This is a genomic window from Halomonas sp. DN3 (assembly GCF_024137905.1).
GTDB classification, from domain to species: domain Bacteria; phylum Pseudomonadota; class Gammaproteobacteria; order Pseudomonadales; family Halomonadaceae; genus Halomonas; species Halomonas litopenaei.
On record NZ_CP099965.1, the window covers coordinates 70,520 to 95,070 of the forward strand.

At 65.7% G+C, this 24,551-nt stretch carries 25 protein-coding genes; 13 read left to right on the forward strand and 12 right to left on the reverse strand.

The genetic code is table 11. The annotated features are described in order from the left end of the window. Positions 1–4: 4 nt before the first annotated feature. From NKF27_RS00290 to ruvX, 7 genes are all read left to right on the forward strand, one after another. Positions 5–937, forward strand: a complete 933-nt coding sequence (locus NKF27_RS00290) for an amidohydrolase (protein WP_253554847.1) — start codon at positions 5–7, stop codon at positions 935–937. A gap of 77 nt (positions 938–1,014) precedes the next feature. Then, positions 1,015–2,592, forward strand: coding sequence for an aldehyde dehydrogenase (NADP(+)) (locus tag NKF27_RS00295; protein ID WP_253554850.1), 1,578 nt, complete (start codon positions 1,015–1,017; stop codon positions 2,590–2,592). Between the two features lie 146 nt (positions 2,593–2,738). Beyond that, positions 2,739–3,083, forward strand: a complete 345-nt coding sequence (locus tag NKF27_RS00300; RefSeq protein ID WP_083970522.1) for a hypothetical protein — start codon at positions 2,739–2,741, stop codon at positions 3,081–3,083. 395 nt (positions 3,084–3,478) lie between these two features. Continuing rightward, positions 3,479–4,138 carry a S1 RNA-binding domain-containing protein gene (locus tag NKF27_RS00305; protein WP_253556389.1) on the forward strand — a complete coding sequence of 220 codons (660 nt, stop codon included), beginning with the start codon at positions 3,479–3,481 and terminating at the stop codon, positions 4,136–4,138. Positions 4,139–4,267: 129 nt separating this feature from the next. Next, positions 4,268–5,233, forward strand: coding sequence for a glutathione synthase (gene gshB / locus NKF27_RS00310; RefSeq protein ID WP_253554852.1), 966 nt, complete (start codon positions 4,268–4,270; stop codon positions 5,231–5,233). A 151-nt stretch (positions 5,234–5,384) separates the two neighbouring features. Next, positions 5,385–5,942: a YqgE/AlgH family protein gene (locus NKF27_RS00315; protein ID WP_045993847.1), complete on the forward strand. Its 558-nt coding sequence runs from the start codon at positions 5,385–5,387 to the stop codon at positions 5,940–5,942. Beyond that, positions 5,942–6,397 (forward strand): Holliday junction resolvase RuvX, encoded by a 456-nt coding sequence (gene ruvX / locus NKF27_RS00320; protein ID WP_045993848.1) that lies wholly within the window; start codon positions 5,942–5,944, stop codon positions 6,395–6,397. The genes NKF27_RS00315 and ruvX overlap by 1 nt, the downstream gene beginning before the upstream one ends. Before the next feature lie 92 nt (positions 6,398–6,489). Here the strand turns inward: ruvX and NKF27_RS00325 are convergent, their stop codons facing one another. Both NKF27_RS00325 and NKF27_RS00330 read right to left on the reverse strand, forming a co-directional pair. Continuing rightward, positions 6,490–7,812 (reverse strand): APC family permease, encoded by a 1,323-nt coding sequence (locus tag NKF27_RS00325; RefSeq protein ID WP_253554854.1) that lies wholly within the window; start codon positions 7,810–7,812, stop codon positions 6,490–6,492. Positions 7,813–7,909: 97 nt separating this feature from the next. After that, a complete protein-coding gene (locus tag NKF27_RS00330) occupies positions 7,910–8,722 on the reverse strand; it encodes a carbon-nitrogen hydrolase family protein (protein ID WP_253554856.1) in 813 nt (270 codons plus the stop codon). A gap of 116 nt (positions 8,723–8,838) precedes the next feature. Between NKF27_RS00330 and NKF27_RS00335 the strand changes: the two genes are divergently transcribed. Next, on the forward strand, positions 8,839–9,645 hold the full coding sequence (locus tag NKF27_RS00335) for a helix-turn-helix transcriptional regulator (RefSeq protein WP_052704441.1): 807 nt from the start codon (positions 8,839–8,841) through the stop codon (positions 9,643–9,645). A 43-nt stretch (positions 9,646–9,688) separates the two neighbouring features. Here the strand turns inward: NKF27_RS00335 and pyrB are convergent, their stop codons facing one another. After that, complete coding sequence (gene pyrB / locus NKF27_RS00340) at positions 9,689–10,717, reverse strand: aspartate carbamoyltransferase (protein WP_108131899.1); 1,029 nt, start codon at positions 10,715–10,717, stop codon at positions 9,689–9,691. Between the two features lie 273 nt (positions 10,718–10,990). On the opposite strand from pyrB, the gene NKF27_RS00345 reads away from it, so the two are divergent. After that, positions 10,991–11,887, forward strand: a complete 897-nt coding sequence (locus NKF27_RS00345) for a PhzF family phenazine biosynthesis protein (protein WP_253554859.1) — start codon at positions 10,991–10,993, stop codon at positions 11,885–11,887. Positions 11,888–11,965: 78 nt separating this feature from the next. After that, on the forward strand, positions 11,966–12,370 hold the full coding sequence (locus tag NKF27_RS00350; protein WP_045993854.1) for a hypothetical protein: 405 nt from the start codon (positions 11,966–11,968) through the stop codon (positions 12,368–12,370). An 88-nt stretch (positions 12,371–12,458) separates the two neighbouring features. On the opposite strand, the gene NKF27_RS00355 is transcribed toward NKF27_RS00350, so the two are convergent. The 4 genes from NKF27_RS00355 to hmgA form a co-directional block, all read right to left on the reverse strand. Then, positions 12,459–13,667 carry a multidrug effflux MFS transporter gene (locus NKF27_RS00355; RefSeq protein WP_253554862.1) on the reverse strand — a complete coding sequence of 403 codons (1,209 nt, stop codon included), beginning with the start codon at positions 13,665–13,667 and terminating at the stop codon, positions 12,459–12,461. A gap of 150 nt (positions 13,668–13,817) precedes the next feature. After that, the gene (gene maiA / locus NKF27_RS00360; protein WP_253554864.1) at positions 13,818–14,453 is read right to left on the reverse strand and encodes a maleylacetoacetate isomerase; all 636 of its coding nucleotides are present in this window, start codon (positions 14,451–14,453) and stop codon (positions 13,818–13,820) included. Positions 14,454–14,598: 145 nt separating this feature from the next. Further along, entirely contained in the window at positions 14,599–15,621 is a 1,023-nt protein-coding gene (locus NKF27_RS00365; RefSeq protein WP_253554865.1) for a fumarylacetoacetate hydrolase family protein, read from the reverse strand. A 33-nt stretch (positions 15,622–15,654) separates the two neighbouring features. Next, a complete protein-coding gene (gene hmgA, locus NKF27_RS00370; protein WP_253554867.1) occupies positions 15,655–16,974 on the reverse strand; it encodes a homogentisate 1,2-dioxygenase in 1,320 nt (439 codons plus the stop codon). Between the two features lie 700 nt (positions 16,975–17,674). Here hmgA and NKF27_RS00375 point away from each other — a divergent pair. Next, positions 17,675–18,874, forward strand: coding sequence for a diguanylate cyclase (locus NKF27_RS00375; RefSeq protein WP_253554869.1), 1,200 nt, complete (start codon positions 17,675–17,677; stop codon positions 18,872–18,874). Between the two features lie 111 nt (positions 18,875–18,985). Then, complete coding sequence (locus tag NKF27_RS00380; RefSeq protein ID WP_222568034.1) at positions 18,986–19,573, forward strand: MarR family winged helix-turn-helix transcriptional regulator; 588 nt, start codon at positions 18,986–18,988, stop codon at positions 19,571–19,573. Positions 19,574–19,798: 225 nt separating this feature from the next. Here NKF27_RS00380 and NKF27_RS21210 read toward each other — a convergent pair whose 3' ends face one another. The 4 genes from NKF27_RS21210 to NKF27_RS00395 all read right to left on the reverse strand — a co-directional run bounded on the left by NKF27_RS21210 (position 19,799) and on the right by NKF27_RS00395 (position 22,266). Then, positions 19,799–19,996 carry a BrnT family toxin gene (locus NKF27_RS21210; protein ID WP_367399262.1) on the reverse strand — a complete coding sequence of 66 codons (198 nt, stop codon included), beginning with the start codon at positions 19,994–19,996 and terminating at the stop codon, positions 19,799–19,801. 89 nt (positions 19,997–20,085) lie between these two features. Then, positions 20,086–20,460, reverse strand: coding sequence for a Rieske 2Fe-2S domain-containing protein (locus NKF27_RS00385; protein WP_253554871.1), 375 nt, complete (start codon positions 20,458–20,460; stop codon positions 20,086–20,088). A 36-nt stretch (positions 20,461–20,496) separates the two neighbouring features. Next, positions 20,497–21,333, reverse strand: a complete 837-nt coding sequence (locus NKF27_RS00390; protein WP_045993885.1) for an IclR family transcriptional regulator — start codon at positions 21,331–21,333, stop codon at positions 20,497–20,499. A gap of 123 nt (positions 21,334–21,456) precedes the next feature. Beyond that, positions 21,457–22,266, reverse strand: coding sequence for an enoyl-CoA hydratase (locus tag NKF27_RS00395; protein WP_253554873.1), 810 nt, complete (start codon positions 22,264–22,266; stop codon positions 21,457–21,459). A gap of 232 nt (positions 22,267–22,498) precedes the next feature. On the opposite strand from NKF27_RS00395, the gene NKF27_RS00400 reads away from it, so the two are divergent. Next, positions 22,499–23,062 (forward strand): GNAT family N-acetyltransferase, encoded by a 564-nt coding sequence (locus NKF27_RS00400; protein WP_162816504.1) that lies wholly within the window; start codon positions 22,499–22,501, stop codon positions 23,060–23,062. 96 nt (positions 23,063–23,158) lie between these two features. On the opposite strand, the gene NKF27_RS00405 is transcribed toward NKF27_RS00400, so the two are convergent. Continuing rightward, positions 23,159–24,508, reverse strand: coding sequence for a uracil-xanthine permease family protein (locus tag NKF27_RS00405; RefSeq protein WP_052704445.1), 1,350 nt, complete (start codon positions 24,506–24,508; stop codon positions 23,159–23,161). Positions 24,509–24,551: the final 43 nt, after the last annotated feature.

Sequence of the window (24,551 nt, forward strand, 5' to 3'; positions counted from 1 at the left end):
CCGCATGAAGACACAACCCTTGATCGACGCGCACCATCACTTCTGGGCCCTGGACGGCAGCGTGCACTACCCCTGGCTCGAGGATGAGATCGACCCTCACTTCTTCCTGGGTGACTACGCGGCCTTTCGGCGTCCGTTTCAGGCGCCGGACTTGAAGGCACTGGTGCCGGACGGTTATCGACTGGTCGGCACGGTGCACTGCGAGGCAGAGGCCGATCGCCGTGAACCCGAGCGCGAAACCCACTGGCTGACCGCCCACGCCGAGCGCTACGGGCTGCCTATCGCACTGGTCGGCTGGGCCAATTTTCTGGATGCCGGCTGCGAGGCCCAGCTCGAAGCGCAGATGGCCTCGCCGCTGTTTCGCGGCGTGCGCGCCAAGCCAATCACCGCTGCTCGGCCCGACAGGCTGGCCGAGGTCCACGGCCAGCCCGGATCACTGGAGGACGCCGACTGGTGCCGGGGATTGCGTCTGCTGGAAGAGCGGGAGCTTTCCTGGGACCTGCGGGTACCGGCCTGGCACCTGTCGGCAGCCGCTCGCACGCTGGAGGCGACGCCCGAATTGCGGGTCATCCTCAACCATACCGGGCTGCCCTGGGATCGGTCCAACGAAGGGCTAGCGCAGTGGCGCCATGGCATGCGCGCCCTGGCCGAGAATCCCGGGGTCACGGTCAAGCTGTCGGAACTCGGCAGTCCCATGGCGGCCTGGGACGAGGCGGCCAACGTCGCCATCCTGGCCGAGGCCATCGAGATCTTCGGGCCTGATCGCTGCGTGTTCGCCAGCAACTTCCCGGTGACCGGGCTCAACGCCAGCTACGCCGACTGGCTTGCCATGGTGGAGCGGGCCATCGCCCAGGTGGCGCCCGAGGCCCGACAGGCGATCCTGCACGACAACGCCGTACGCTGCTATCGCCTCGATATCAACGAGCAAGCGTCCTGAACCAGGGGCGTGGCAACTATTCGATCGACCTTTTTCACGAGATCGACGTTTTTCATGACAAGACGAGGAGCAGAGTCATGACCCTGGAAGGAAAGCAGCTGATCGGCAGCCAGGCCATCGAGGCCAAGGGCGAGCCCATCCACGCCGTCAATCCGGCCACCGGCGAGACCCTCGAGCCTGGCTACAAGGCAGGTTCCAAGGCCGAGGTCGAGCGCGCCTGCGAACTGGCCTGGGCGGCCTTCGATAGCTACCGCGAGACCGGCCTCGAGGCCCGTGCGACCTTTCTCGAGGCCATCGCCGATGAGATCGAGGCGCTCGGTGACGCCCTGATCGAGCGGGCCATGCAGGAGTCCGGCCTGCCCCAGGCACGTCTTGAGGGCGAGCGCGGCCGTACCTGCGGCCAGCTACGTCTGTTCGCCTCAGTGGTGCGCGCCGGCGAATGGCTCGACGTGCGGCACGATCCGGCCCTGCCGGAGCGCGAACCGATGCCGCGGGTCGACCTGCGCCAGCGCCACATCGCGCTGGGTCCGGTGGCGGTATTCGGCGCCTCCAACTTCCCGCTGGCGTTCTCGGTGGCCGGCGGCGACACCGCCTCGGCCCTGGCTGCCGGCTGCCCGGTGGTGGTCAAGGCCCACTCGGCCCACCCCGGCACCTCGGAGCTGGTCGGCCGCGCGCTGCAGAAGGCGGTGGCCCGCTGTGAACTGCCGGAAGGCGTGTTCTCGCTGCTGTTCGGCTCCGGTCGCGAGGTCGGCCAGGGGCTGGTCAGCGACGCGCGGATCAAGGCGGTGGGCTTCACCGGCTCGCGCAGCGGTGGCACCGCCCTGATGAAGACCGCCCAGGCGCGTCCCGAGCCGATCCCGGTGTACGCCGAGATGAGCTCGATCAATCCGGTATTCCTGCTGCCCGAGGCGCTCAAGGCACGTGGCAAGGCGCTGGGCGAGGCCTTCGTCGGCTCGCTGACCATGGGGGCCGGTCAGTTCTGCACCAACCCGGGGCTGGTGATCGCGGTCAAGGGCGAGGCGCTCGACGGCTTCGTCGAGGCCGCCGCCGAAGCGGTCAAGGGTGCCGGCGCACAGACCATGCTGACGCCGGGCATCCACGACGCCTACACCCAGGGCGTCAACACCCTGGGCGGCAGCGACAAGGCCCGTGAAGTGGCGCGCGGCCCCCAGGGCGACGGACCCAACCAGTGCCAGGCCGGCCTGTTCGTGGCCAAGGCCAGCGACTTCCTCAATGATGAGGCGCTGCAGGCCGAGGTGTTCGGTTCGACCTCGCTGGTGGTCGAGTGTGCTGACCTGGACGAGGTCAAGGCACTGGCCGAGGGCCTCGAGGGCCAGCTGACCGCGACCCTGCAGATGGACGACGGCGATATCGACGCAGCCCGTGGCCTTTTGCCGATCCTCGAGCGGCGTGCCGGTCGGGTCATGGCCAACGGCTGGCCCACCGGGGTCGAGGTGTGCCACGCCATGGTCCACGGTGGCCCCTATCCGGCCACCTCGGACTCGCGCACCACCTCGGTCGGCAGCGCCGCCATCCACCGCTTCCTGCGCCCGGTGTGCTATCAGAACCTGCCGGACGCCCTGCTGCCGCAGGCGCTCAAGGACGGCAATCCGCTGAACGCCAGCCGCCTGGTGGATGGCAAGCGCGAGAGCTGAGCCTTTCCCATCAGTCGCGGGCGATGAGGAAAATCACCGTCATTGAGGTGAGCGCTGGGCAAGCAGATCGAGTAGCTTGTAAGGGATAGCGTCTACCCAACTACCCTGAAATGGGTATTCCTGCCCGCTGATGAAGGAGAAGGATGATGGCGAGACGTCGTGCAGCCTCCCCGATGGCTCAATGGGGTACGCCCCTTGGCTACTGGATGATGGGGATGAAGATGACCCAGATGCTGGTCGAGGCTCAGATGGTGATCGGCATGCGACTGATGGGGATGAAAGGGTTCTGGTCGGTGGCTCCCGGCGAGGACCTGCGCATGGTCACCGAGAAGATGACGGCCTTTACCCAGGCCGCCATGGCCGCCCAGCGGGCGGCGATCAGTGGCCGCAGCCCCGACCAGGTGCTGACGGCGGCGATCAAACCCTTGGGACGCAAGACATCCTCCAACACCCGGCGGTTGAGCAAGCGAGGGCCCAGCTGGCCGACCTGAGCGTCGTTTCACAGGCGTTCGTCTCAAAGGCAGGGTACAGGCCGTCTGTGGACCTGACCTTGTGGGTGTGAGCTTGCGGGTCTGAGCTTGCGGGTCTGAGCTTGCAGGCGTCAGCTCGCAGGCGTCAGCAAGGCAAGTGCCGCGGGCGGTATCATATGCCCGCGGCAGTCGCCATAATGGGGCTGCACATTCTTGCGGAACCCCTCTCCATGTCCGATTCCCGCCGTCGCGGTTCTCCGCCGCGCTCCAGCAACGACAAGCCGTCTTCGCATCGCTCTTCGAACAGCGCCTCGAACGACCCTGCGAACAGCCGCTCTCGAAGTGCTGCCGGCAAGTCCTCGCGGTCGACCTCGTCGGGACGATCTCGTCAGGGCCACGGCTCACCCAAGGTCGCCATGGGTGAGGTGGCGGATCTGCGAGTGGTGCAGGTCACCGACTTCGGCGCCTTTCTCGACTGGGGCCACGAGCGTGACCTGCTGCTGCCACTCAGCGAACAGCGCCTGACGCCGGCCGTGGGCCGGCGTGTACTGGTCAAGGTCAGCGAGGACCGCAGCGGGCGGCCGGTGGCCTCCCAGCGTCTCGAGCGCTACATCACCGATCACAGCGATGACCATCGTGCCGGCGATGAGGTCGCCCTGGTCATCGCCGACACCACCGACCTGGGGGTCAAGGCGGTGGTCGATCACCGCTGCTGGGGGCTGATCTATCACGATGAGATCAGTCGCCCGCTGCGCCGCGGCCAGCGCCTGACAGGCTACGTCAAGCGGGTGCGCGAGGATGGCCGGCTGGACCTGTCGCTGCTGCCGCCGGGCTCGGCCCGTCTGGACGTGGTCGGCGAGCAGGTGCTCAAGGCACTGCGCGACGCTGGCGGCTACCTGCCGCTGTCGGACAAGAGTCAGGCCGCCGAGATCAAGGCGCGCCTGGGCGTCAGCAAGAATGCCTACAAGCAGGCCATCGGTAGGCTCTACAAGCGACGCCTGATCATCATCGAGGACAGCGGGGTGCGCCTGGCGCCCCGGGATGCCGGCACCACCACGACCGATGAAAGCGGTTGAGGTAATGGCGCTGGGCGGCGAACAGGGGCCTTGCAGGATAAACAGGAGCACCGACAGCGACTGACCTTGGTGGTGCCTGGGGTGTCGGGCATACTTGACGGCATCAACCGCTAGCGGACGACCCCCCGAATGATCAATCGCCCCCTTCGTGTCGGCGTGGTGATGGACCCCATCGACCAGCTGACCTACAAGAAAGACACCAGTCTCGCCATGCTGTGGTCCGCCCAGGACCGCGGCTGGACGCTTTCCTACATGGAACAGGAGGACCTGTTCCTCAAGGAAGGCCGCGCCTATGCCCACCAGCGCCCGCTGAAGGTCCATCGCGACCCGCAGCACTGGTTCGACCTGGGCGAGGTCGAGTCGCGGCCGCTGGCGGAGCTCGACGTCATCCTGATGCGCAAGGACCCGCCGGTGGATGGCCACTTCCTCAACGCTGTGCATCTGCTGGCCTTCGCCGAGCGCGAGGGTGTGCTGGTGGTCAACCCGACCCGGCCGCTGTTCGAGTGCAACGAAAAGCTGTTCGCCCAGCAGTTCCCGCAGTGCTGCACACCGACCCTGGTGTCCTGTCGCGACAGCGAGATCCGCGCCTTCCAGGCCGAGCACGGCGACGTCATCTTGAAGCCGCTGGACGGCATGGGTGGCAGCGGCATCTTCCACATCGGCCCCGAGGGGCGGAACCTGGGGGCGGTGATCGAGACCCTGACCGAACGCGGCCGGCGCCAGATCATGGCTCAGCGCTTTCTGCCGGAGATCAAGGACGGCGACACCCGTATCCTGCTGGTGGACGGCGAGCCGGTGCCCTTTGGTCTGGCGCGGATCCCGTCCGCCGGCGAGACCCGCGGCAACCTGGCCGCCGGCGGTCGCGGCGTCAGCCGCGAGCTGACCGATCGCGACTACTGGCTGGTCGAGCAGGTCAAGCCGGTGATCAAGGAGAAGGGCCTGATGTTCGTCGGGCTCGACGTGATCGGTGACTACATCACCGAGATCAATGTCACCAGCCCGACCTGCGTGCGCGAGATCGATGACCAGCGCGGCACAGACATCGCCGGCCTGCTGATGGACGCCATCGAGCGTCGCCTGGCGGCGCGCGGCTAGACCGTCGATCACGTCGAGTTTTCCCCACAGTCACTGAGCGCCATGCCCCCGGATGGTACACTGGGGGCATCCTGCCGGGCCGTCGGGGCGACGACTCGCCCTGAGGCCTGGCCACGCATCTGGACGGCGCGCAAGACCGCCTGGGAGTCACATGCAAAGCTTGAAGAACCATTTCCTGATGGCCATGCCCCATCTGGAAGACCCGAACTTCGCCGGGACGCTCAGCTATCTGTGCGACCACGACGAGAACGGCACCATGGGCGTGATCGTCAACAAGCCCACCGATCTGACCCTCGACGCCCTGTTCGAGCAGCTCGAGATCAGCGTGGAGGAAGCGGCCAACGCCCAGGCCCCGGTGTACTACGGTGGCCCGGTGCACAAGGATCGTGGCTTTATCCTGCACTCGGGCTCCGCCGAACCCTGGGATTCGAGCATCCAGGTCACCGACGATATCGCCCTGACCACCTCCATGGACATGCTCCAGGCGCTGGCCAAGGGCGAGGGCCCCGAGCGCTTTCTGGTGTGCCTGGGCTGCGCCGGCTGGGAGTCCGGTCAGCTCGAGAACGAGCTGATGGACAACGCCTGGCTGACCGTGGAAGGCCGCGCCAACGTGCTATTCGAGACGCCGCCGGAGCAGCGCCTGTCGGCCAGCGCCGGGATCCTCGGGATCGATCTCAACCTGATGACCCGCGAGGCCGGGCACGGCTGATGGCCAGTCGCAAGCGTGAGCCGGGCGAGCGCCTGATCCTGGCCTTCGACTTCGGCACCCGGCGCATCGGCGTATCGGTGGGCAACGAGCTGTTGCGCAGCGCCAGGGAGCTCGAGCCGCTGCCGGCCCGGGATGGCATTCCCGATTGGCAACGGGTGAGCGCGCTGGTCGAGGAGTGGCAGCCCGATCGTTTTGTGGTCGGCCTGCCGCTCAACATGGACGGCAGCGAGAGCGAGATGAGCACCCGCGCGCGCAAGTTCGGCAAGCGGCTGTTTGGCCGCTACGGGGTCGAGTGCGAGATGTTCGACGAGCGCGGCACCACCCGGGAGGCCAAGGCCATCGCCCGGGAGCAGGGACACGGGGGAAATTACCGCAAGGAAAGCGTCGATGGCATCGCTGCGGTGCTGATCCTGGAAGGCTTCTTTGCCCGGGAGGAAGGGTTGCCGAGCCGCTGAGGTTGCCACTGTTGCACCGAACTTGTGAAGCACCAAAAAAAGCCCGAGGCCATGGCCTCGGGCTTTTTTCGGGGCAATCGACCCAGGCAGGTTCAACCCTCCAGGCTTAGCTCCGGTGTCGCCTGGCGGAAGCCGCGGGTCAGCCAGGCCAGCCACGCCAGGCCGCAGGCCAGCCAGATCCCGCCCAGCATCAGCGCGGAGCGGTCCAGGCTGGCCATCAGCCACAGGATCGCCAGCAGACCGATGGTCGGCGCGACGAGGAAGTACAGGCTGTCGGCCAGGCCGCGTCGGCCCTGCTTGATGTAGTAGTGGGCGATTACCGACAGGTTGACCAGGGCGAAGGCCAGGAAGGCCCCGAAGTTGATGAAGGAAGCCGCCGAGAGCACGTCCATGGTCAACGCCAGCAGCGCCACCACGCTGCTGAGTATCAGGCCACCGGTAGGCGTGCCGAAGCGTCCCAGGCGCCCAAGCAGGCGGGTCGACAGGACGCCGTCGCGGCCCATGGCGTAAAGCAGTCGCGAGCCGCTGGCCTGGGCCGCGATGCCGGAGGCAAACTGGCCGACGACCAGGCCGATCAGAAAGATCGAGACGAAGACGTCTCCGCCGATATTGCGGGCGATCTCGTAGGCGGCGGCGTCGGCATTGGCGAACTCGTAGCCCGGCGCGGCGAGCTGCACGAAATAGGACACCAGGATGAAGATCAGGCCGCCCAGCAGGGTGATCAGCAGTATGGCGCGGGGCAGGGTCCGCTCGGCGTCACGGGTCTCCTCGGTCAGGGTGGTCACCGCGTCAAAGCCGAGAAAGGAGTAACAGGCGACGGCGGCGCCCGCCATCAGCAGTGGCATCTGGGGGCTGTCGGCGCTGCCGAGGAAGGGCGTCAGGCTCCACAGCGGCTGGCTGGGGTCGCCTAGCACGTAGTGCACCGCCAGGGCGACGAAGGCGGCGATCACCAGCACCTGAACCAGCATCAGCACGCTGTTGACCAGGCTTGCTAGTTTGAGGCCGATGATGTTGATGAAGGTGGTGACCGCGATAAAGGCGATCAGCCACACCGGCACCGGCACTGACGGAAAGGCCGAGTGCAGATAGGCGGCACCGATCAGCCAGATCACCATGGGCAAAAACAGGTAGTCCAGCAGGATGGCCCAGCCGGCCATGAAACCCAGTCGATCGTTGATGGCGTGGCGCACATAGGCGTAGGCGGAGCCGGCCACCGGGTAGGCGCTGGCCATGCGGCCATAGCTGTGGGCGGTGAACAGCATGGCGATCAGTGCCGCCGCGTAGGCGCCGGATACCGCGCCTTCGGAGACCACCGCCAGCACGCCGAAGGTGCCGAGGACGATGATCGGTGTCATGTAGGCAAGGCCGAATAGAACGACCTGCCACAGGCCGAGTTGGGGCTTGGAGTGAGACATCTTGGGGCTCGCGTTATGGTTGTTGGTGATGGACAGTCGGGTCAGGCAACCATGGCCAGGCAAACATGGTCATGCAATCATGGTCAGGAAGGCCGGGTCAGATGAGGCGGAAACCGGGGCCTCGTGAGTCGTCGTCGCGCTGAAGGTCCAGCGAGACGCGTCGATCGGCCAGGTAGTCATAGTCCCGCCGGGCACGATTCAATAGCTCGAGGTCGAGCGATACCAGGTGTACCCCTGTGTCGCGATCGGCCTCGAACAGGGTCTCGCCTAGCGGTGAATACGCAGCGCTGTGGCCGGCGAAGGTCAGGCCGGCGCCCTCACCGCAGCGGTTGGCCATGGCGACAAAGCACTGGTTGTCCTGGGCGCGGGCCTGGGCGGCGCGGGCGTGTACCGGGCCGTAGGGGTCCATGTTGCCGTTGGTCACCAGCATCAGGTCGGTGCCCAGCGCGCCCAGGGCCCGTGCGGTCTCGGGGAATTCGATGTCGTAGCAGATCATCAGCCCCAGGGTCAGCCCGCGCCAGCGGGTGACACCGATGCGCTGTCCCAGACCGACCAGCTCCCGCTCATCGGGCCACAGGTGGGTCTTGCGATAGGTGAGGGCGATGCCGTCTTCCGGGGTGATCAGTAGCGTGGTGTTGTAGACACCATCGGCGGCCCGCTCGAGCAGGCCGATGGCCAGGGCGCAGTCGTGGTCACGGCTGGCCTGGATCAGACGAGCCACCTCCGGACCATCGAGCGCCAGGGCACGATCGTCGACGTGGTCTTGTTCGGCAAAGCCGCTGAGATGCGTCTCGGGAAAGACCACCAGCGACACCTGGTCGCCGTGTCGTTCCAGGGTGCTCAGGGCGGCGTCCAGGTTGGCCTCGATGTTTCCCTCGATGCCGGGAAGTTGTGCCAGGGCTATCTGCATGGAAGACTCCACAGCCGTTGTTGTCGGTTGGCGTTTTATAGAATGTCAGTATCCTCTATTCACCGAGGCTGCCTATTCCATGGCAGGGTTACCCCCATAGGGTGAGGCGCCGTCAGATGTCGCAGAACAGTGAGGAAGGAACCACGGGAATGCTCGAGGCGATGGGCTGGCATCGCGACTTCGCGCGCCTGCTGGCACGCCTGGAAAGTGAAGACTTCTGGGAGGCCGTCAGCCGCACCCTGGCGCGCCACATCGTCTACAACACCTGGGTGGCGCTGGTCTTCCACGCCGACCAGCCGCCGACGATCCTGGCCGAAAGCGACGAGGACGACGGCGCCGATGAAAGCCTGTTCGAGGACTACCAGCGCGGCCTGTATCTGCTGGATCCCTTCTACGTCGCCGCCCGCGACAATGGTCTCGATGGCCTGGTAACGCTGGATGACGTGGCCCCGGCACGGTTCACCGCGACCGAGTACTACCAGCGCTACTTCCGGCGCAATATCGTCAGTGACGAGGTGCAGATCAATCGGTCACTGGGCGCTGGTCGTACCCTGTGCCTGTCGCTGGGTTCCACCCGAACCTTCCTGCACAGCGAAATCGGCCTGCTGCATCTGGTCGAGCCCTGGCTCGGTGAGCTGATGCGACTGCGCATGCACTTCGAGCGCTGCGGCGAGACGCCCGGCCCCCACCCCTGGCATCCGCACCGAGGTGGCGTCGAAGAGACGGCGACCCGCTTCGGGCTGACCGATCGCGAGCGCGAGGTGAGCCAGTTGATGCTGGGCGGCGGGTCGACCAAGGAGATCGCCCGACGCCTGTCCATCTCGGTGGAGACCGTCAGGGTCCACAAGAAGCACCTGTACGCCAAGCTCGGGATCAACACCCAGGCCGAGCTTTTCTCGCGCTTCTGGCAGGAGCGCCCCTGAACCTGTGGCGCCGGCGCCAGGCTCCCGCCCGGCACCGCCGCAGCTAGAACTTGGCGTCGTCGACACCGACGCTGCCCGGCACAAACCAGGGCACGTCGCGCAGGTCGCGTTCGATCAGGTGCTCGACCTTGAGCAGGGTGGCGAAGATCGCCATGCGCACCGGAATGCCGTTGTCGGTCTGGCGGAAGATCGCCAGGCGCGGGTCGCCGTTGAGGTCGACATCCAGATCATTGGCCTCCGGACGGCTGTCCCGGGGCAGCGGGTGCATGATGATGGTGGACGGATTGCAGCGGCTGTCCATGAAGGCGCGGTGGACGGTGAAGTCCCGCGACAGGTTGAAGCCTTCGCTCATCTCGGCGGTGAAGCGCTCCTTCTGGATGCGGGTGGTGTAGACCACGTCGACATCGGAGAAGTCCCCGGCCAGGCTCTCGCGTACCTCCACGTCCAGGCCCTGGCGGCTGACCCGCTCGATCAGGTGGTTGGGCATCTCGAGCCCCGGCGGCGCCACCAGGGTCACGCGCATGGGCGCGTAGAGCGCCAGCAGCTTGATCAACGAGTGCACCGTACGGCCGTACTTCAGATCGCCGGTCATCAGCACGTGGGCACCCTTGAGGGTCTTGCCCTGGCGGCTGAATTCCTTGTCGATGGTGTAGAAGTCCAGCAGCGCCTGGCTCGGGTGCTCGCCGGGGCCGTCACCGGCGTTGATCACCGGTACGTGGGTAGCGCCGGCGAACTCGGCCACCGAGCCCTGGTCCGGGTGACGCATGACGATGGCGTCGCAGTAGCCTGCCATTACGCGGCTGGTGTCGTAGAGCGATTCGCCCTTGGCCATCGACGAGAAGGTGAAGCCGGTGGTATCGCAGACGCTGCCGCCGAGCCGCGAAAAGGCGGTGTGGAAGCTGACGCGGGTACGGGTGCTGGCCTCGAAGAACAGGTTGCCGAGCACCGCGCCTTCCAGCACCCGGGTGACCTTGCGTCGCTGGGCGACGGGTTCCATGGTGGCCGCCACCCGCATCAGGTGATCGATATCGTCGCGGGACAGGGAGTCGATGGAGAGCAGGTGGGACATCACGGCGGCCTCGGCAGTGGGAACGGGCGCTAGTGTACCGCTGGTGCACACTGAGTTCAGCCTCGAAGAGCGCTTGCCGTGCCCCTCATCAGATTAGGGAGGCCGTCAAGGCAGTGACGGATGCTTGCCAACGCTCTAGCGTTGACTTTGCCGTAGAGGGGTTTGCTCGTTCGCGCGCTGGCAAGGTGGACGCCGGGGCCTCTATGCTGGAAGGCGCCACCGGTGTCGGGCGCATGTAGCCTGGCCCTGGTCTACCAAGTCCAAGTGGAGCCGCCTATGCTGCCGTCCCTGACCCGCTACTACCTGCTCGATGTGTTCACCGACCAACCGTTCGCCGGGAATCCACTGGCGGTGTTTCTCGACGCCGACGGTATCGCGGGGGAGCGCATGCAGGCCATCGCCAACGAGCTGAACCTGGCCGAGACGGCCTTCGTCGGGCGGGCCCAGGCGAGCCGGCATTTTCCGGTACGTATCTTCACTCCTCACCGCGAGCTGCCGTTTGCCGGCCATCCGAGTATCGGCGTGGCCCATCTGATCGCCGCCCAGGGACTGGTGAACACCGGCGAGGTCAGCGCCGATAGCCCGGTCATCCTGGATCTGGCTGGCGGGCCGCTCAAGGTGACCTACGAGGGCGACCTGGCACGCTTCAAGATGGCGCGCGCGCCGGAGGTCGGCACCAGCACGCTGGGCCAGTCCAGCGCAGCGGAGCTGGCCGGGCTCGAGCTCGATGACGTCGCCGCGGACCCGGTCCAGGCCTCCTGCGGATTGCCGTTTCACCTGGTCGAACTGGTCAACGTCCAGGCGCTGGCGCGGCTGGCGCTCGATGGCGAAGCCTGGCAGCGGCATGTGTCACCCAGCGCCGTGGAGCAGGTCTACTTCTATGTACGCGAGGCCAAGGAATCCGGCGAGATTCACGCTCGCATGTTCTCGCGCCACGCCGGCAGCTTTGTCGAGGACCCCGCCACCGGCAGCGCGGCGGCGGCGCTGGCGGGATTTCTGGGACAGCAGTCGAAGAGCCAGGGCAACAACTGGCGCATCCACCAGGGCGAGGCGATGCACCGCCCAAGCCAGATCCACGCCCGCGCCACCCGCGACGACAAGGACAAGGTCACCGTCGAGATCGCGGGGCAGGCGGTGCTGATGGGTGAGGGCGGTCTCTATCCTCGTGACTGAGGCATCGTCCTTGGTGATCGAGGTGTCACCGAAGCCCGTGCCTTTACCACCCTGTCACTGCACTTTCTGGAGTCTTGCATGACCCGTCATCTTGTTCTGGCCTTCGTTGCCGGCTTTCTCGCTGTATTGTGTTTCCACCAGCCGGTAGTGGGGCTGTTGCACGCCTACGGGGTGATCCCCTTTGCCCCCTATTCCACCTCACCCGCCGCCCCCCTGGGCGTGCCGGCCTGGTTCTCGGCGAGTTTCTGGGGCGGCGTCTGGGGGCTTGTGATGATGCTGGTGTTCGCGCTCAGGCGGATCGATCAGGGGGGCTGGTGGAAGGCAGGGTTGTTCGGCGGCATCGCCCTGACCCTGGTGGCCATGCTGGTGGTGTTCCCGCTCAAGGGGCGCGGCATCGACCCGGCGATCTTCCCCATCGGCTTTATGGTCAACGGCGCCTGGGGCCTCGGCACCTGGATGTTCGTGCGCGCCTGGCGTCAGTAGATGCGCCCTGCTGAAGCGACAGCGGCCCCGTCTGAAAACAGGCGGGGCCGCTGTCGTTAAGGTTCGCGGGTCCCGTAGCGCTTGGTCGTCAGGCCGACGCCGTCTGCGCTTCCAGGTCGCCCTTGTCGGTGACGATAAAGTGGTAGCAGACCAGCGCCAGCACACCGGACAGGCCGATGGCGATGGCCATGCTGTGGGAGGTGCCGTCGTGGAACTGGCCGACCAGGGCGCCGACGCCGGCGGCGATGCTCATCTGGATAAAGCCGAACAGCGCCGAGGCCGAGCCTGCGCAGTGGGGGTTGGGTGCCAGGGCGCCGCCCATGGTCTGCGGCATGATGATGCCGAAGCCGATCATGTAGGCCATGTGGGGGCCGATGACCGCCCAGGGGGTATGCACCCCGGCCAGCGCGAGCAGCGCCATGGCAGAGCCGCCGAGGGCGGCGATCAGGCTGGCGGCGACCAGCAGCTGATGGCGGCTGCGGCGACGGCTGAGCTTGGCGCTGGTCAGCGAGCCGATGAAGAAACCGAGCACGATGGCGGCGAACAGGTAGCCGTAGACGTCGGGGCTGACCCCCATGTAGTCGATCAGCACGAACGACGAACCCGACAGAAAGGCGAACAGGCCGGAGAAGGCAGCGGCGTTGGCCAGGGTATAACCGACGAAGTCGCGCTGGCCGAGCAGCGAGCGGAAGGTGAGGGCCAGCGCCGAGGGCTTGATCGACTGGCGTCGGTCCCGTGGCAGCGGCTCGGGCATCATCGCGATCAGCCCCAGCATGGCGGCGGCGTAGAGCGCCAGCAGCAGGAAGATGGCGTCCCAGCCGAACCACACCAGTAGCCCCGCACCGACCACCGGGGCCAGCGCCGGGGCCAGTGCCATGACGCTGGCCATGTAGGAGAGGATGCGGCTGGCCTCGAAGGGGCCGTGGATGTCGCGCACCGCGGCGCGGCCCAGCACCGGCCCCGCCGAGCCACCCAGGGCCTGGAAGAAGCGCGCCACCAGCAGCGTCTCGATATTCGGCGCGAAGGCGCAGACCAGGCTCGCCAGCAGAAACACCCCCATCCCGAGTGCCAGCACCGGCTTGCGACCGAAGCGATCGGACAGCGGACCGCACAGTAGCTGCGCCATGGCGAAGCCGATCAGATACAGCGACAGGGTCAGCTGGATCTGATCGGCTCCGGTGCCCAGCGCCTCGCGCATGGCTGGCATGGCCGGCAGGTACATGTCGGTGGCCAGCGGGCCCAGGGCGGTCAGCGCCGCCAGCAGGGCCACGGTGGCGCGGGAGGTCGGGTTCAGCACACGCAACTCCTTGGTGTCAGGTACGGTGACGGTCGGGTCAGGGACAGCGAAGGGAGCGCTTTTCGCGCTCCCTTCGCGGTGTCGATGCTGCTGCTTGGAGGCAAACATCGTTCCGTCAGTGTTTCCTTAGTCGGCTTATTGTAGCCGATCTCACACAGCGTCTGGCTGAACACCCGGTGCCGCCTTGTCGAAGGCCGGCAGCGCTCGCGCTCGCTCCGATACCGCGCGCACTCGCGCAAAGGGCACGAGGTCGCACTCGAAGCGCTCGGCGTTGAACACCTGGGGCACCAGGCAGACGTCGGCCAGGGTCGGCTCATTGCCGACGCAGAAGTCGCCCATGGTGTGCTCAAGCATCGCCTCGACGGCGGTCAGCCCCGTTGCTACCCAGTGGCGGTACCAGGCGAGCCTGGCGTCATCCGATAGTCCGAGTTCGCCGGTCAGGTGCTTGAGCACCCGCAGATTGTTCAGCGGGTGGATCTCGCAGGCGACGGCCTGGGCCAGCGCCCGGATCTTCGCCCGATGCTCGGCGGAGCCGGGCAGCAGCGGTGGTTCGGGGTAGCGCTCGTCGAGGTATTCGCACAGCGCCAGGGATTGGGTCAGCGCCTGTCCCTGGTCGGTGACCAGGGTCGGCACCAGGCCCTGGGGATTGCGCGCCAGATTGTCGGCATCACGCTGCTCGCCCTTGACCAGATTGACCGGGTGATGGTCGAGGGTGATGCCCTTTAGATTGGCGACGATGCGCACGCGATAGGCCGCCGAAGAGCGAAAGTAACCGTAGAGTTGCATGGCAGGTTCCAGAAATTGGCGGGGGCGGGCCAGATGCTCGTGTGGCGGCCCGAGCGGTGGCGGGACGCCCGCCGGGGACGGCGGGCGTCGAGGGCCGAGGTGTCGACGGTGGTGGACGTCCGCCCCAGGACTTGAGGGGGCTGGCTCAGTCCTTGGGTTGGTACTTCACCACCCGCTGGTCGATGGCGCCGAAGATGCTCTGGCCGGCCTTGTCGAACATCTCGATGCGCACCCGGTCACCAAAGCGCAGGAAGGGCGTCTTGCTGTCGCCGTGCAGGATCTTCTCGACCATACGCACCTCAGCCAGGCAGCTGTAGCCGACGCCGCCGTCGGCCACCGGCTTTCCGGGGCCGCCATCCGGGTCCGGATTGGACACGGTGCCGGAGCCGACCACCGCGCCGGCGCCCAGGTAGCGGGTGCGGGCGGCGTGGGCCACCAGTTGCGGGAAGTTGAAGATCATGTCCGGGCCGGACTCGGGCTCGCCGAACTTGTCGCCGTTCAGATGGACCGTCAGCGGCAGGTGCACGCGGCCATCCTTCCACGCCTCGCCCAGCTCGTCCGGGGTGACGCAGATCGGCGAGAAGCTAGAGGCCGGCTTGGCCTGGAAGAAGCCGAAGCCCTTGGCCAGCTCCCCGGGGATCAGGCCGCGCAGACTGACGTCGTTGACCAGCATCAGCAGCTTGATGTGGCCGGCTGCCTGCTCGGGGCTCACCGCCATCGGCACATCGTCGGTGATCACCGCGATCTCGCCCTCGAAGTCGATGCCGTGGTCTTCGCTGACCGCCTCGATATCGTCATAGGGACCGATGAAGCTGTCGCCGCCGCCCTGGTACATCAGCGGGTCGGTCCAGAAGGTCTCCGGCATCTCGGCGTTGCGCGCCTGGCGCACCAGTTGCACATGGTTGAGATAGGCCGAGCCGTCGGCCCAGTGGTAGGTGCGCGGCAGCGGCGAGTGCAGCGCGCTGGGGTCGAGCTCGAAGGCCTCCTCGGCGGCGTCGTCGTTGAGGCGCTGGTAGATCTCTTCAAGGCGCGGGGCCAGCTCGTCCCAGTCTTCGACGAGCTGTTGCAGGGTGGTGGCAATCTGCGGCACTCGTACGGCGTGGGTCAGGTCGCGGGAGACGACGATCAGCTCGCCGTCGCGTCCGCTCTTGAGGGTGGCCAGTTTCATCAGAGGGTTCCTTGTGGTCAAAGCAGAGGTCGGTCAGGGCCGCGTCGGATCGAAGTGGGACTTGAGTCCCTTCCACACATCCACGTAGTCGCGCTGGCGGAAATCGGCGGCCAGCGCCTTTTCGGTAGGCTGGAAGACGTAGCGGCTCTCGAACATGAAGGCCAGGGTCGCCCCCTGATACTGAGGCTCGAGGCTGGCGTCGGAGGCCTTCTCGAAGGTCTCGGCGTCGGGGCCGTGGGGCGACATGCAGTTGTGCAGGCTGGCGCCGCCGGGCAGGAAACCTTCGGCCTTGGCGTCGTACTCGCCGTGGATCAGGCCCATGAACTCGCTCATCAGGTTGCGATGGAAGTAGGGCGGGCGGAAGGTGTTGTCGGCCACCATCCAGCGCGGCGGAAAGATCACGAAGTCGATGTTGGCCATTCCCTCGGTGTCCGACGCCGACGTCAGCACGGTGAAGATCGAAGGATCCGGGTGGTCGAAGCTGACCGTATTGATGGTGTTGAAGTTGGCCAGGTCGTACTTGTAGGGCGCCACGTTGCCGTGCCAGGCGACCACGTCCAGCGGCGAGTGGTCCAGCCGGGTCGCCCACAGTGCCCCGGAGAACTTGGCCACCAGTTCGAAGTCGCCCTCGAGGTCCTCGTAGGCGGCTACCGGCGACTGGAAGTCGCGCGGGTTGGCCAGGCCGTTGGCGCCGATGGGGCCGAGCTCCGGCAGCTCCAGGGGACTGCCGTAGTTTTCGCAGACGTAGCCCCGGGCCTGGTCGCCCTCACTGATGCGGACCTGGAACTTGACCCCGCGCGGGACCACCGCGATCTCGCCGTTGCCCACCTCGAGCGCGCCGAACTCTGTGCCCAGGCGCAGGGTGCCCAGCTGAGGCACGATCAACAGTTCGCCGTCGGCGTTGTAGAAGAAGCGTTCGGTCATGTCCTGGTTGCAGGCATAGACATGGACACCGCAGCCGGCCTGGGTGCCGGCGTCGCCATTGACCGCGATGGTGGCAAGACCATCGATGAAGTCGGTGGCCGCCTCGGGCAGGGGAGCCGGGTCCCAGCGCATCTGGTTGGGGTCCGCGGCGGGACGCGACAGCGGTGCGGTGGCGAGACCGCCGTGCTCCAGCGGGCGGTAGGCGCTCTGGGCCACCGAGGGGCGGATGCGGTAGAGCCAGCTTCTCAGGTTATGGCTGCGCGGCGCGGTGAAGGCCGAGCCGGTGAGCTGCTCGGCGTAGAGCCCGTAGGCGCAGCGCTGGGGCGAGTTCTGCCCCTGAGGCAGGGCGCCGGACAGCGCTTCGCTGGCGAAGTGATTACGAAAACCGCTTTGATACGCAAGCGGCGTCTGGTCGAGACGTCGGGACATCGGGAAATCCTCCGCTCAGGATGATGAGGTGTCGTGTCGGGATGCTCGCCGCCCCACTGCATACTGAGTCCTGTGATAAAGCTCGGGTCGAGGCGGTCACATCATCGCTATGGCATGCCTGGAATATAGTTTCATTTGAAACTATATTCCAGGCCTTATCGCTAGAGAGACGGTGCCAACCCCACCGGTATCTGATTTACCCTTTAAAAACATGAGATTAATGGGATAAGACATACGTCTATAGCAATACCGTGGTGCGAAGCTTCACTTGGCGGTTGGGTGCGGTGTAGACACTATCCCCAAGGGGCCAGGCGACGGTATGAGCGCAGGGGAAAGGTCGCCTAGACCGCGCCCACCCACGTTGGGCAAGTGTGGATCGGCGTCGTGATAGCCAGCGGGGTGTGAAGGCCGCAATACGAGATGGGGGCTACTTCCCTGCAAGTGAAGTGGACTTCGAGAGAGCATGACAGACGCTGTGCCATTGCCGCGAAAAGCATAGAATTGGGCAGTGCTGCCACGAAAAGTAACGTTATCATCGTGTTATTGAGTTATCTTAAAGTCATATAAGCGTTTGTTTAAAAAATAATAAGACGCCGTCAACGTGAAGTGGACAAAAGTCCCTTCGATCTCGACATGACGAAGGTAGTGGGCATCGGTCATCAGACGTCGAGCCTATGCACAGGGAGAACAGCAAGTGTCGATGGCAAAGATGCCCCATCTGGTGCATTGGTTAACTGGACAGTTTCGTGAAACTGAGCGAGAAGCCTGGTATCGCCGCGCGATCAAGCAGAGGGTGCGCTGCGAGTCACGACTGGCCTGGATGCTTGCCGCATTGATATTCGGCATGTTCTCGATTTCCGATTACTTTTATGTCGGCCAGAGCCGCGAGCTCTACCTGTTGCTGGCCATGCGCGTGGTCGTCGTCGGTAGCTGTCTTTTTCTGGCTTGGGCGATTGGTCGATGGGGAAGCTATTCGCAGCGCCTCTGGCTGCATGCTTTGCCGTTGTGGGTTATGGCGACGGGCATCATCCTGATTGTTCCGCTACGTCCGGACTCCCTTTCGACGCAGATGATGGCTGTCATCGTTGCTACCATGGCCTTTTATCTGCTGATTCCCAACCTGCTCACCGTGGTGGCGATGGCGAGCCTGTATCTGGGTATCGGTTTTCTGTGCGCCTCTGCCATCTTTGCCGACAGTTCGCCCGTCGATGTGTTGCGCATGGCGCTGTTGTTGATCATGGCCAATGCGGTCGGGTTCTGCACCTTGCTGCGGGTAGAGCGCCTGCAGCGCAAGCAGTTCGCGATATTGAGCGAAGAGCGCGACCAAAACCGACAATTGCTTCGTGAGATGGCGCATCGTCAGTCCCTTGAAGGTCAGTTGAGACAGCTGGCCGAGCGCGATGCCTTGACCGGTCTCGCCAATCGTCGGCACTTCATGAAGCGGGCCCAGAGCATGTTTGAGTCTGCCCGGGAAGCACAGGCGCCCTTCAGCCTGTTTATGCTGGATGTCGATCACTTCAAGACTATCAATGACACCTGGGGCCACAGTCATGGAGACCGAGTGCTGATGGAGATCGCCCGAGTGTGTGCCGAGTCACTGCGTTCCCATGATCTGATCGCGCGTTTCGGCGGCGAAGAGTTCGTGGTCGCATTGCCTGATACCTCCTTGAGTGACGCTTTGCCGGTCGCACAACGTCTGCATCGAGCGGTCGCCGACCTGGCGCTGCCGTTTGAGGGGGGTGAGAGGGGGGCGGCGGTCACCGTTACCATCGGCATTGTCGAAGCCCGGCCCGATGAGGACAATCTGGAAGTGCTGATTCATCGCGCCGACAAGGCGCTTTACGTCGGCAAGCGTGACGGCAGAGACCAGGTAGTAGCCTGTCGCGAGAGCCAGGCGTGAGTGCGAAAGCGATGCTGATGGTAAGGTCGCGAGCTACGTTGCCGGTTCTGGCGTTCCCGGTTATCGTCAGTGACGGATGGTGGCGTGCCACGCTGGCGTGGCGCTGTCGCGATGGACGCTGACCACGGGGACGAGGCCATGGGCTCGCGTAAGCGAGAAACACCGACCAGCAGCGGGGTACCGCATCTGGATCTTTTGCAGTTCCTGCCGTACCGGCTGAACAGTCTGGCGGACCGTTTGAGTCAGGCGCTTTCGCAGATGTACGCAGAACGTTACCAGTTGACCATTGCCCAGTGGCGAGTGCTGGCGTGGTTGTCGCACCTGGATGAGCTATCGGCCAAGCAGATCGCCCAAGCTACTCGCATGGATAAGGTGCGTATTTCTCGGGCCGTACAGGCCCTGGAAGAGCGTGGTCTGATCCGAAGAACGCCTTCGCCCAGTGACCAGCGTGTACAGCACCTGCGACTGACCGAGGCGGGGCAGGCCTTACTGGCCGACTTGATCCCCGATGCCTTGCAATGGGAGGCCGATGTGGTGGCCGCTCTCTCTCAGGGCGAGTGTCATCAACTGATAAGCGTGATCGGCAAGCTCGAGCGCCAGCTCGATCGGCTGGAGCAGGGCAGTGGCCCCTGGTCCCAGGACCGCTCCGGCGATCCCATGGAGACGCCGGGTTCTCCCGAGCTCGATCAGGATCGCTAGGGCCTGTTCGCGCACTGCTCCAGGCGCTCGGCCAGCCACACCTCGATGATCGATTGGCGAGTCACTCCCGGGCGGCTGGCTTCCTTGTCGAGAGACTCGATCATCCACACAGGAAAGTCGACGTTGACCCGTCCTTGTGTCTGATTGGGCGCCGAGTCCTGGACAGGCCGAGGGCTTCCGAGACGTCTTTGCCATCATCGAATTTTTGATCAAGCGTCCTGGCTTTCATGGAGCTCCACCTCTTCCTTCCGCGAGCGCCTTACAGAGATGATGCGTAGCCCGGTCGCGCGGCGTTACAACGGCAGAACAGTGCTTGCCTTCGATCGAGCCAATAACCAGCAATCCAGGTTCGTCGGGCGTCTTGGCGGGGATCTCGATAAGGAGAGGGTCAAACCAGCGTCGTTGTGCATCAAGGGCGTCAATCCCATGCTTGGCCTTGGGGCCGGGATCGAGGGCAGGTCCTCACTGCGGATAAGGGTCAAGTCGCCACTGCGACGGGCAGATTCGCCCCCTCACTCCCCGATCACCCACCAGCCATCGACCTCTTCCACCGGTACCGGGTCCAGTGCCTCGCCCTGGGCGGGGCCAGAGATGCCCTCGCCGCTGTCGAGACGGAAGCAGGCCTGGTGGTGGGTACAGATCAACAGCTCGCCGTCGCGGCTGAGGATGTTGCTGCCGCGCCCGTCCAGCGGCAGGTACTGATGGGGGCAGGCGTTGACGTAGGCGTGCACCTGACCGTCGGCGTGGCGGGCGAGGATCAGCGGGAAGCGGCCGTTGTCGCTCTCGATATTGAGGCAGCGGCTCTCGCCCGGGGCCAGGCTGGTCGATTCCAGCACGGCGGTCCCGGGCGGTGGTGCGCTCTTGTACTTGCGCCAGGCGTCGGTCATCGGGGGATCTCTTGGGGGAGCCGGTGAACCCGGGCGTCAGGGCTTGAAGTCCTCGGCGGCGGGAATGCGTCCGCCTAGCTGGGCGGTGATCTCGGCAGCGGTGTCGCGCACCAGCTCACCGAGCTGGGACAGGCGTTCGTCGGGGATGCGCGCCACCGGCCCGGAGACCGAGATGGCTGCGAGTGGCGTGCCCAGTTCATCATGGATGCAGGCGGCGACGCAGTGCAGGCCGATGGCATGCTCTTCGCGGTCACAGGCGTAGCCGCGTTCACGGATCTCGGCCATGGCGCGACGCAGCTCGGATGGACTCGACAGGGTGTTGACGGTGACGCGGTCCAGACCGCGTTCGGCCAGCACCCGCTCCAGGTCGTCGTCGGGCAGCCAGGCCATCAGCGCCTTGCCCACGCCCGAGGCGTGCAGCGGGGCACGTGAGCCCAGACGGGTGATCATGCGCATCATCTGAGGAGATTCGCTCTGCGCCAGGAACACCGCCGTGGTGCCTTCACGCACGCCCAGATTGGCGGTCTCGCCGGTCTCACGGGTCAGTCGGCGCAGGTAAGGACGGCTGGTGGCAACGAAGTCGCGTGCCTCGAGAAAGCTGTTGCCGATGCGAAAGGTCTTGACGTCGATGCGCCAGACGCCGAGTTCCTCGTCCTGGGTGATAAAGCCCTGGCTCAGCAGGGCCTGCAGCAGGCGATGGGTCGTGGACGGTGCCAGATCGGCCTGTTCGGCGATGTCGGACAGCGCCAGGCCGCCCGGGTGCATCGCCAGCAATTCCAGCAGGTTGAGTCCCCGCACCAGCGACTGGCTGTGGCCTCCGCTGGCCTTGCCGCTGGCCGGTCGGCCGGCCGTTCTGCGCTTGCTTTCCGTCACCTTGCATCTCCTGGGTCAACCGTTTGGCACAGTCCTTAGCATACCTGTTGGCGCGGCCGCTTGTCGCGTTTGCGGAAAAGGCTTCCACAAGCGGCCCTGCCTTGGCTGAGCCTGGTCCGGCGCTCAGCGATGGCGCCAGTGGGGGGCGCGCTTGGCGACGAAGGCGTCGATGCCTTCGGCCACGTCTTCGGCCATCATGTTGGCGGCCATCACCTCGCCTGCGTAGGCGTAGGCCTGGCCCAGCGGCAGGGCACGCTGGCGGGCCAGCATGGCCTTGCCGGTGAACAGCGCCACCTGGCTCTTGGCGCGCAGGCTGTCGAGCAGCACCTCGAGACTGTCGTCGAGGGCGTCGTCCTCGGCGACCCGGTTGACCAGGCCCCACTCCAGCGCCTGGTCGGCGTCGATGAACTCGCCGGTAAACAGCATCTCGGCGGCCTGCTTGGGACCGATATTGCGGGTCAGCGCCACCGCCGGGGTGGAACAGAAAAGCCCGACCTTGATACCGGAGACGGCGAAGCGTGCCGAGCGGGCGGCCACCGCCATGTCACAGCTGGCTGCCAGCTGGCAGCCGGCGGCGGTGGCAAGCCCCTGAATTCGAGCGATCACCGGCACCGGACAGTCCTGCAGGCGCTGCATGACCCGGGAGCACTGGGCGAAGAGCTGTCGATAGTCGTCCTCGTCGCCGAGCTCGCGCATCTCCTTGAGGTCATGGCCGGCGCAGAAGGCGCGGCCCTCGGCAGCGATCACTACCGCCCGCAACGAAGGATCGGGGTCGATTGCGGCAAAGGCATCATCCAGTGCGGTGAGCATGTCCCGGGACAGGGCGTTGAAGCTTGCCGGGCGGTTGAGGGTCAGATGGACGACCCCACGATCATCGTGACGCACCACGGCGAGGTCACCGGTGTCAGGCTGGGCGGAAGGTGAGGCGGGCATCGTCATGGCTCCAACGAGGGAAAACTTCGCAAGCCTAGCGCGTGATGACGCCTTTTCGGGGCCTGCTTCGACCAAAGGGGAAGAGTGGCCTGGCCTCCCTGGTTGACGCCAGAGCGGCGTCAGAGTAGCGCCAGGACGACGACAGGGGCGGCTTGCTGGCGGCTAGCGTCCGTGGTCATGGCCGTGGAGGATGGCGTACATTCGCACAAGCGATCCACGACGCGAGAGGCGCATGATGCAGGACGACAGGCTGAGGCCCAGGCCGATGCAGGGCGACGTGCTGGCCACGCCGCGTAGCCGGCTGCGCCCGCTAGAGCGCTATGATCTGCCTGGCTTGAGCCGACTGCTGGCCGATCCCCGGGTGATGCGTCACTCGCTCCACGGTGTGCAGGACATGGCGGGGAGCCGTCGCTTTCTCGATGCCTGTCGCGCGAGCTACGCCGACAAGGGCTTTGGCTACTGGGCGGTGGTGCACCCGGTATCGCGAGCGTTGATGGGCTTCTGCGGCTTCGATCACGAGATCCTCGACGGCGAGCGGGAGTTGGCCATCGGCTATCGTTACGCCGTGCATCATTGGGGTAGAGGGCTTGCCACCGAGGTGGCCCTGGCGGTGGTGGCCCACGCCTTTGCCATCACCGACTGCGAGTCGCTGGTGGCGGTGGTCGATCCCACCAATGTGCCGTCGAGCCGAGTGGCACAGAACGCGGGCTTTGTGTGGGAAGGGATGACGACGCTCGAGGGCCAGCGAGTGAAGGTCTACAGGCGTCATCGCTACCGTGAAGTCAGAAGCTGCTGAGCCTGGGCTGCGTCCCTGTCCTGGGGAAACGAAGCGGGCCCGCGTGGCGGGCCCGAAAGTGGCGTCATGGTGTCCTCGAGGGGACGGTGTGGCGTGTCAGACGCTGTCGCGGAAGACCCGATCGGCCTTGGGCAGTACCAGATTGAGCACGATGGCAAACAGCGCGCCGGGGATCAGCCCTGACTCGATGATGGCCTGGAGGTTGTCGCTCAGATTGGCGTAGAGCCCTTCCTGGGCCGGCAGGCCCACCGCGGCGGACAGCGAGACCCCGATGATCACCATGTTGCGCTTGTTGAAGTCGATATGGGAAAGCATCTTGATGCCGGCGCTGGCGATCATGCCGAACATGATCAGTACCGCCCCGCCCAGCACCGAATTGGGGATGCTGGAAACGATGGCACCCAGCTTGGGGATCAGGCCCGCCAGCAGCAGGAAGGCGCCGCCGATGGCCACCACATAGCGGCTGACCACACCGGTCAGCGCCACCATGCCCACGTTCTGGCTGAAGCTGATCTGGGGGAAGGCGTTGAAGATCGCGGCGAACACGCTGGACAGGCCGTCGGCCATGACCCCACCGGAGAGCTCCTTGTGGGTCGGCTCGCGGTCCATGCCGCCGGCGGTGGTGCCGACGATGTCGCCGATGGACTCGGCGCAGGTGACCACGGCCAGCAGCACCACCGGCAGGATCGCCGCCAGATGGAATTCAAGCCCGATGGTCAGCGGCACCGGCAGTGACAGCCAGTCGGCGTCACCGATGGTGGAGAAGTCGATATAGCCGAACATGGTGGCCACTACGTAACCGGTGATCAGGCCGATCAGCGGCGCCGCTTCGGACCAGATACCGCGGCCGTACTGGTGCAGGCCCAGGGTCACCACCAGTACCAGCGCCCCCAGCAGCAGGTGGTGGGTGGCGCCGAAGTCGGCGGCGCCAAAGCCTCCGCCCCAGTAGGCGAAGCCTACCGGCATCAGCAGGGTGCCGAGCATGACCACGAAGGTGCCGGTGACCACCGGCGGGAACAGGAACCGGAACACCGGCAGAAACATGCCCACCAGGGCCATGGCGACCCCGCCACACAGGGCTGCGCCAAGGGCCGCCGGAAGCCCCATGCCCACGGCAATGGGAATCAGCACCGGGACGAAGCCGAAGCTGGTGCCCATGACGATGGGCAGGCGGGCGCCGATGGGGCCTATCCCCAGCGACTGCACCAGGGTGGCGACACCGGCCACGAACATCGCCGCCTGGATCATGAAGGCGGTCTGGTCCGCCGGCAGGTCGGCGGCGCCGGCGATGATGATCGGCACCGTGACGTTGCCGACGAACATCGCCAGCACGTGCTGCAGGCCCAGCGGAATGGCGCGCCCCAGGGGCGGCATGGCGTTGACGTCATGGGTCGAGCGCACAGATGCGCTTTCCAGGGTGTCCCCGGAGGAGTCGTGGGTGGGCATGGCAGGGTTTTCTCCTGTTGTCGTTGTAGCACCGGCGTCCTTG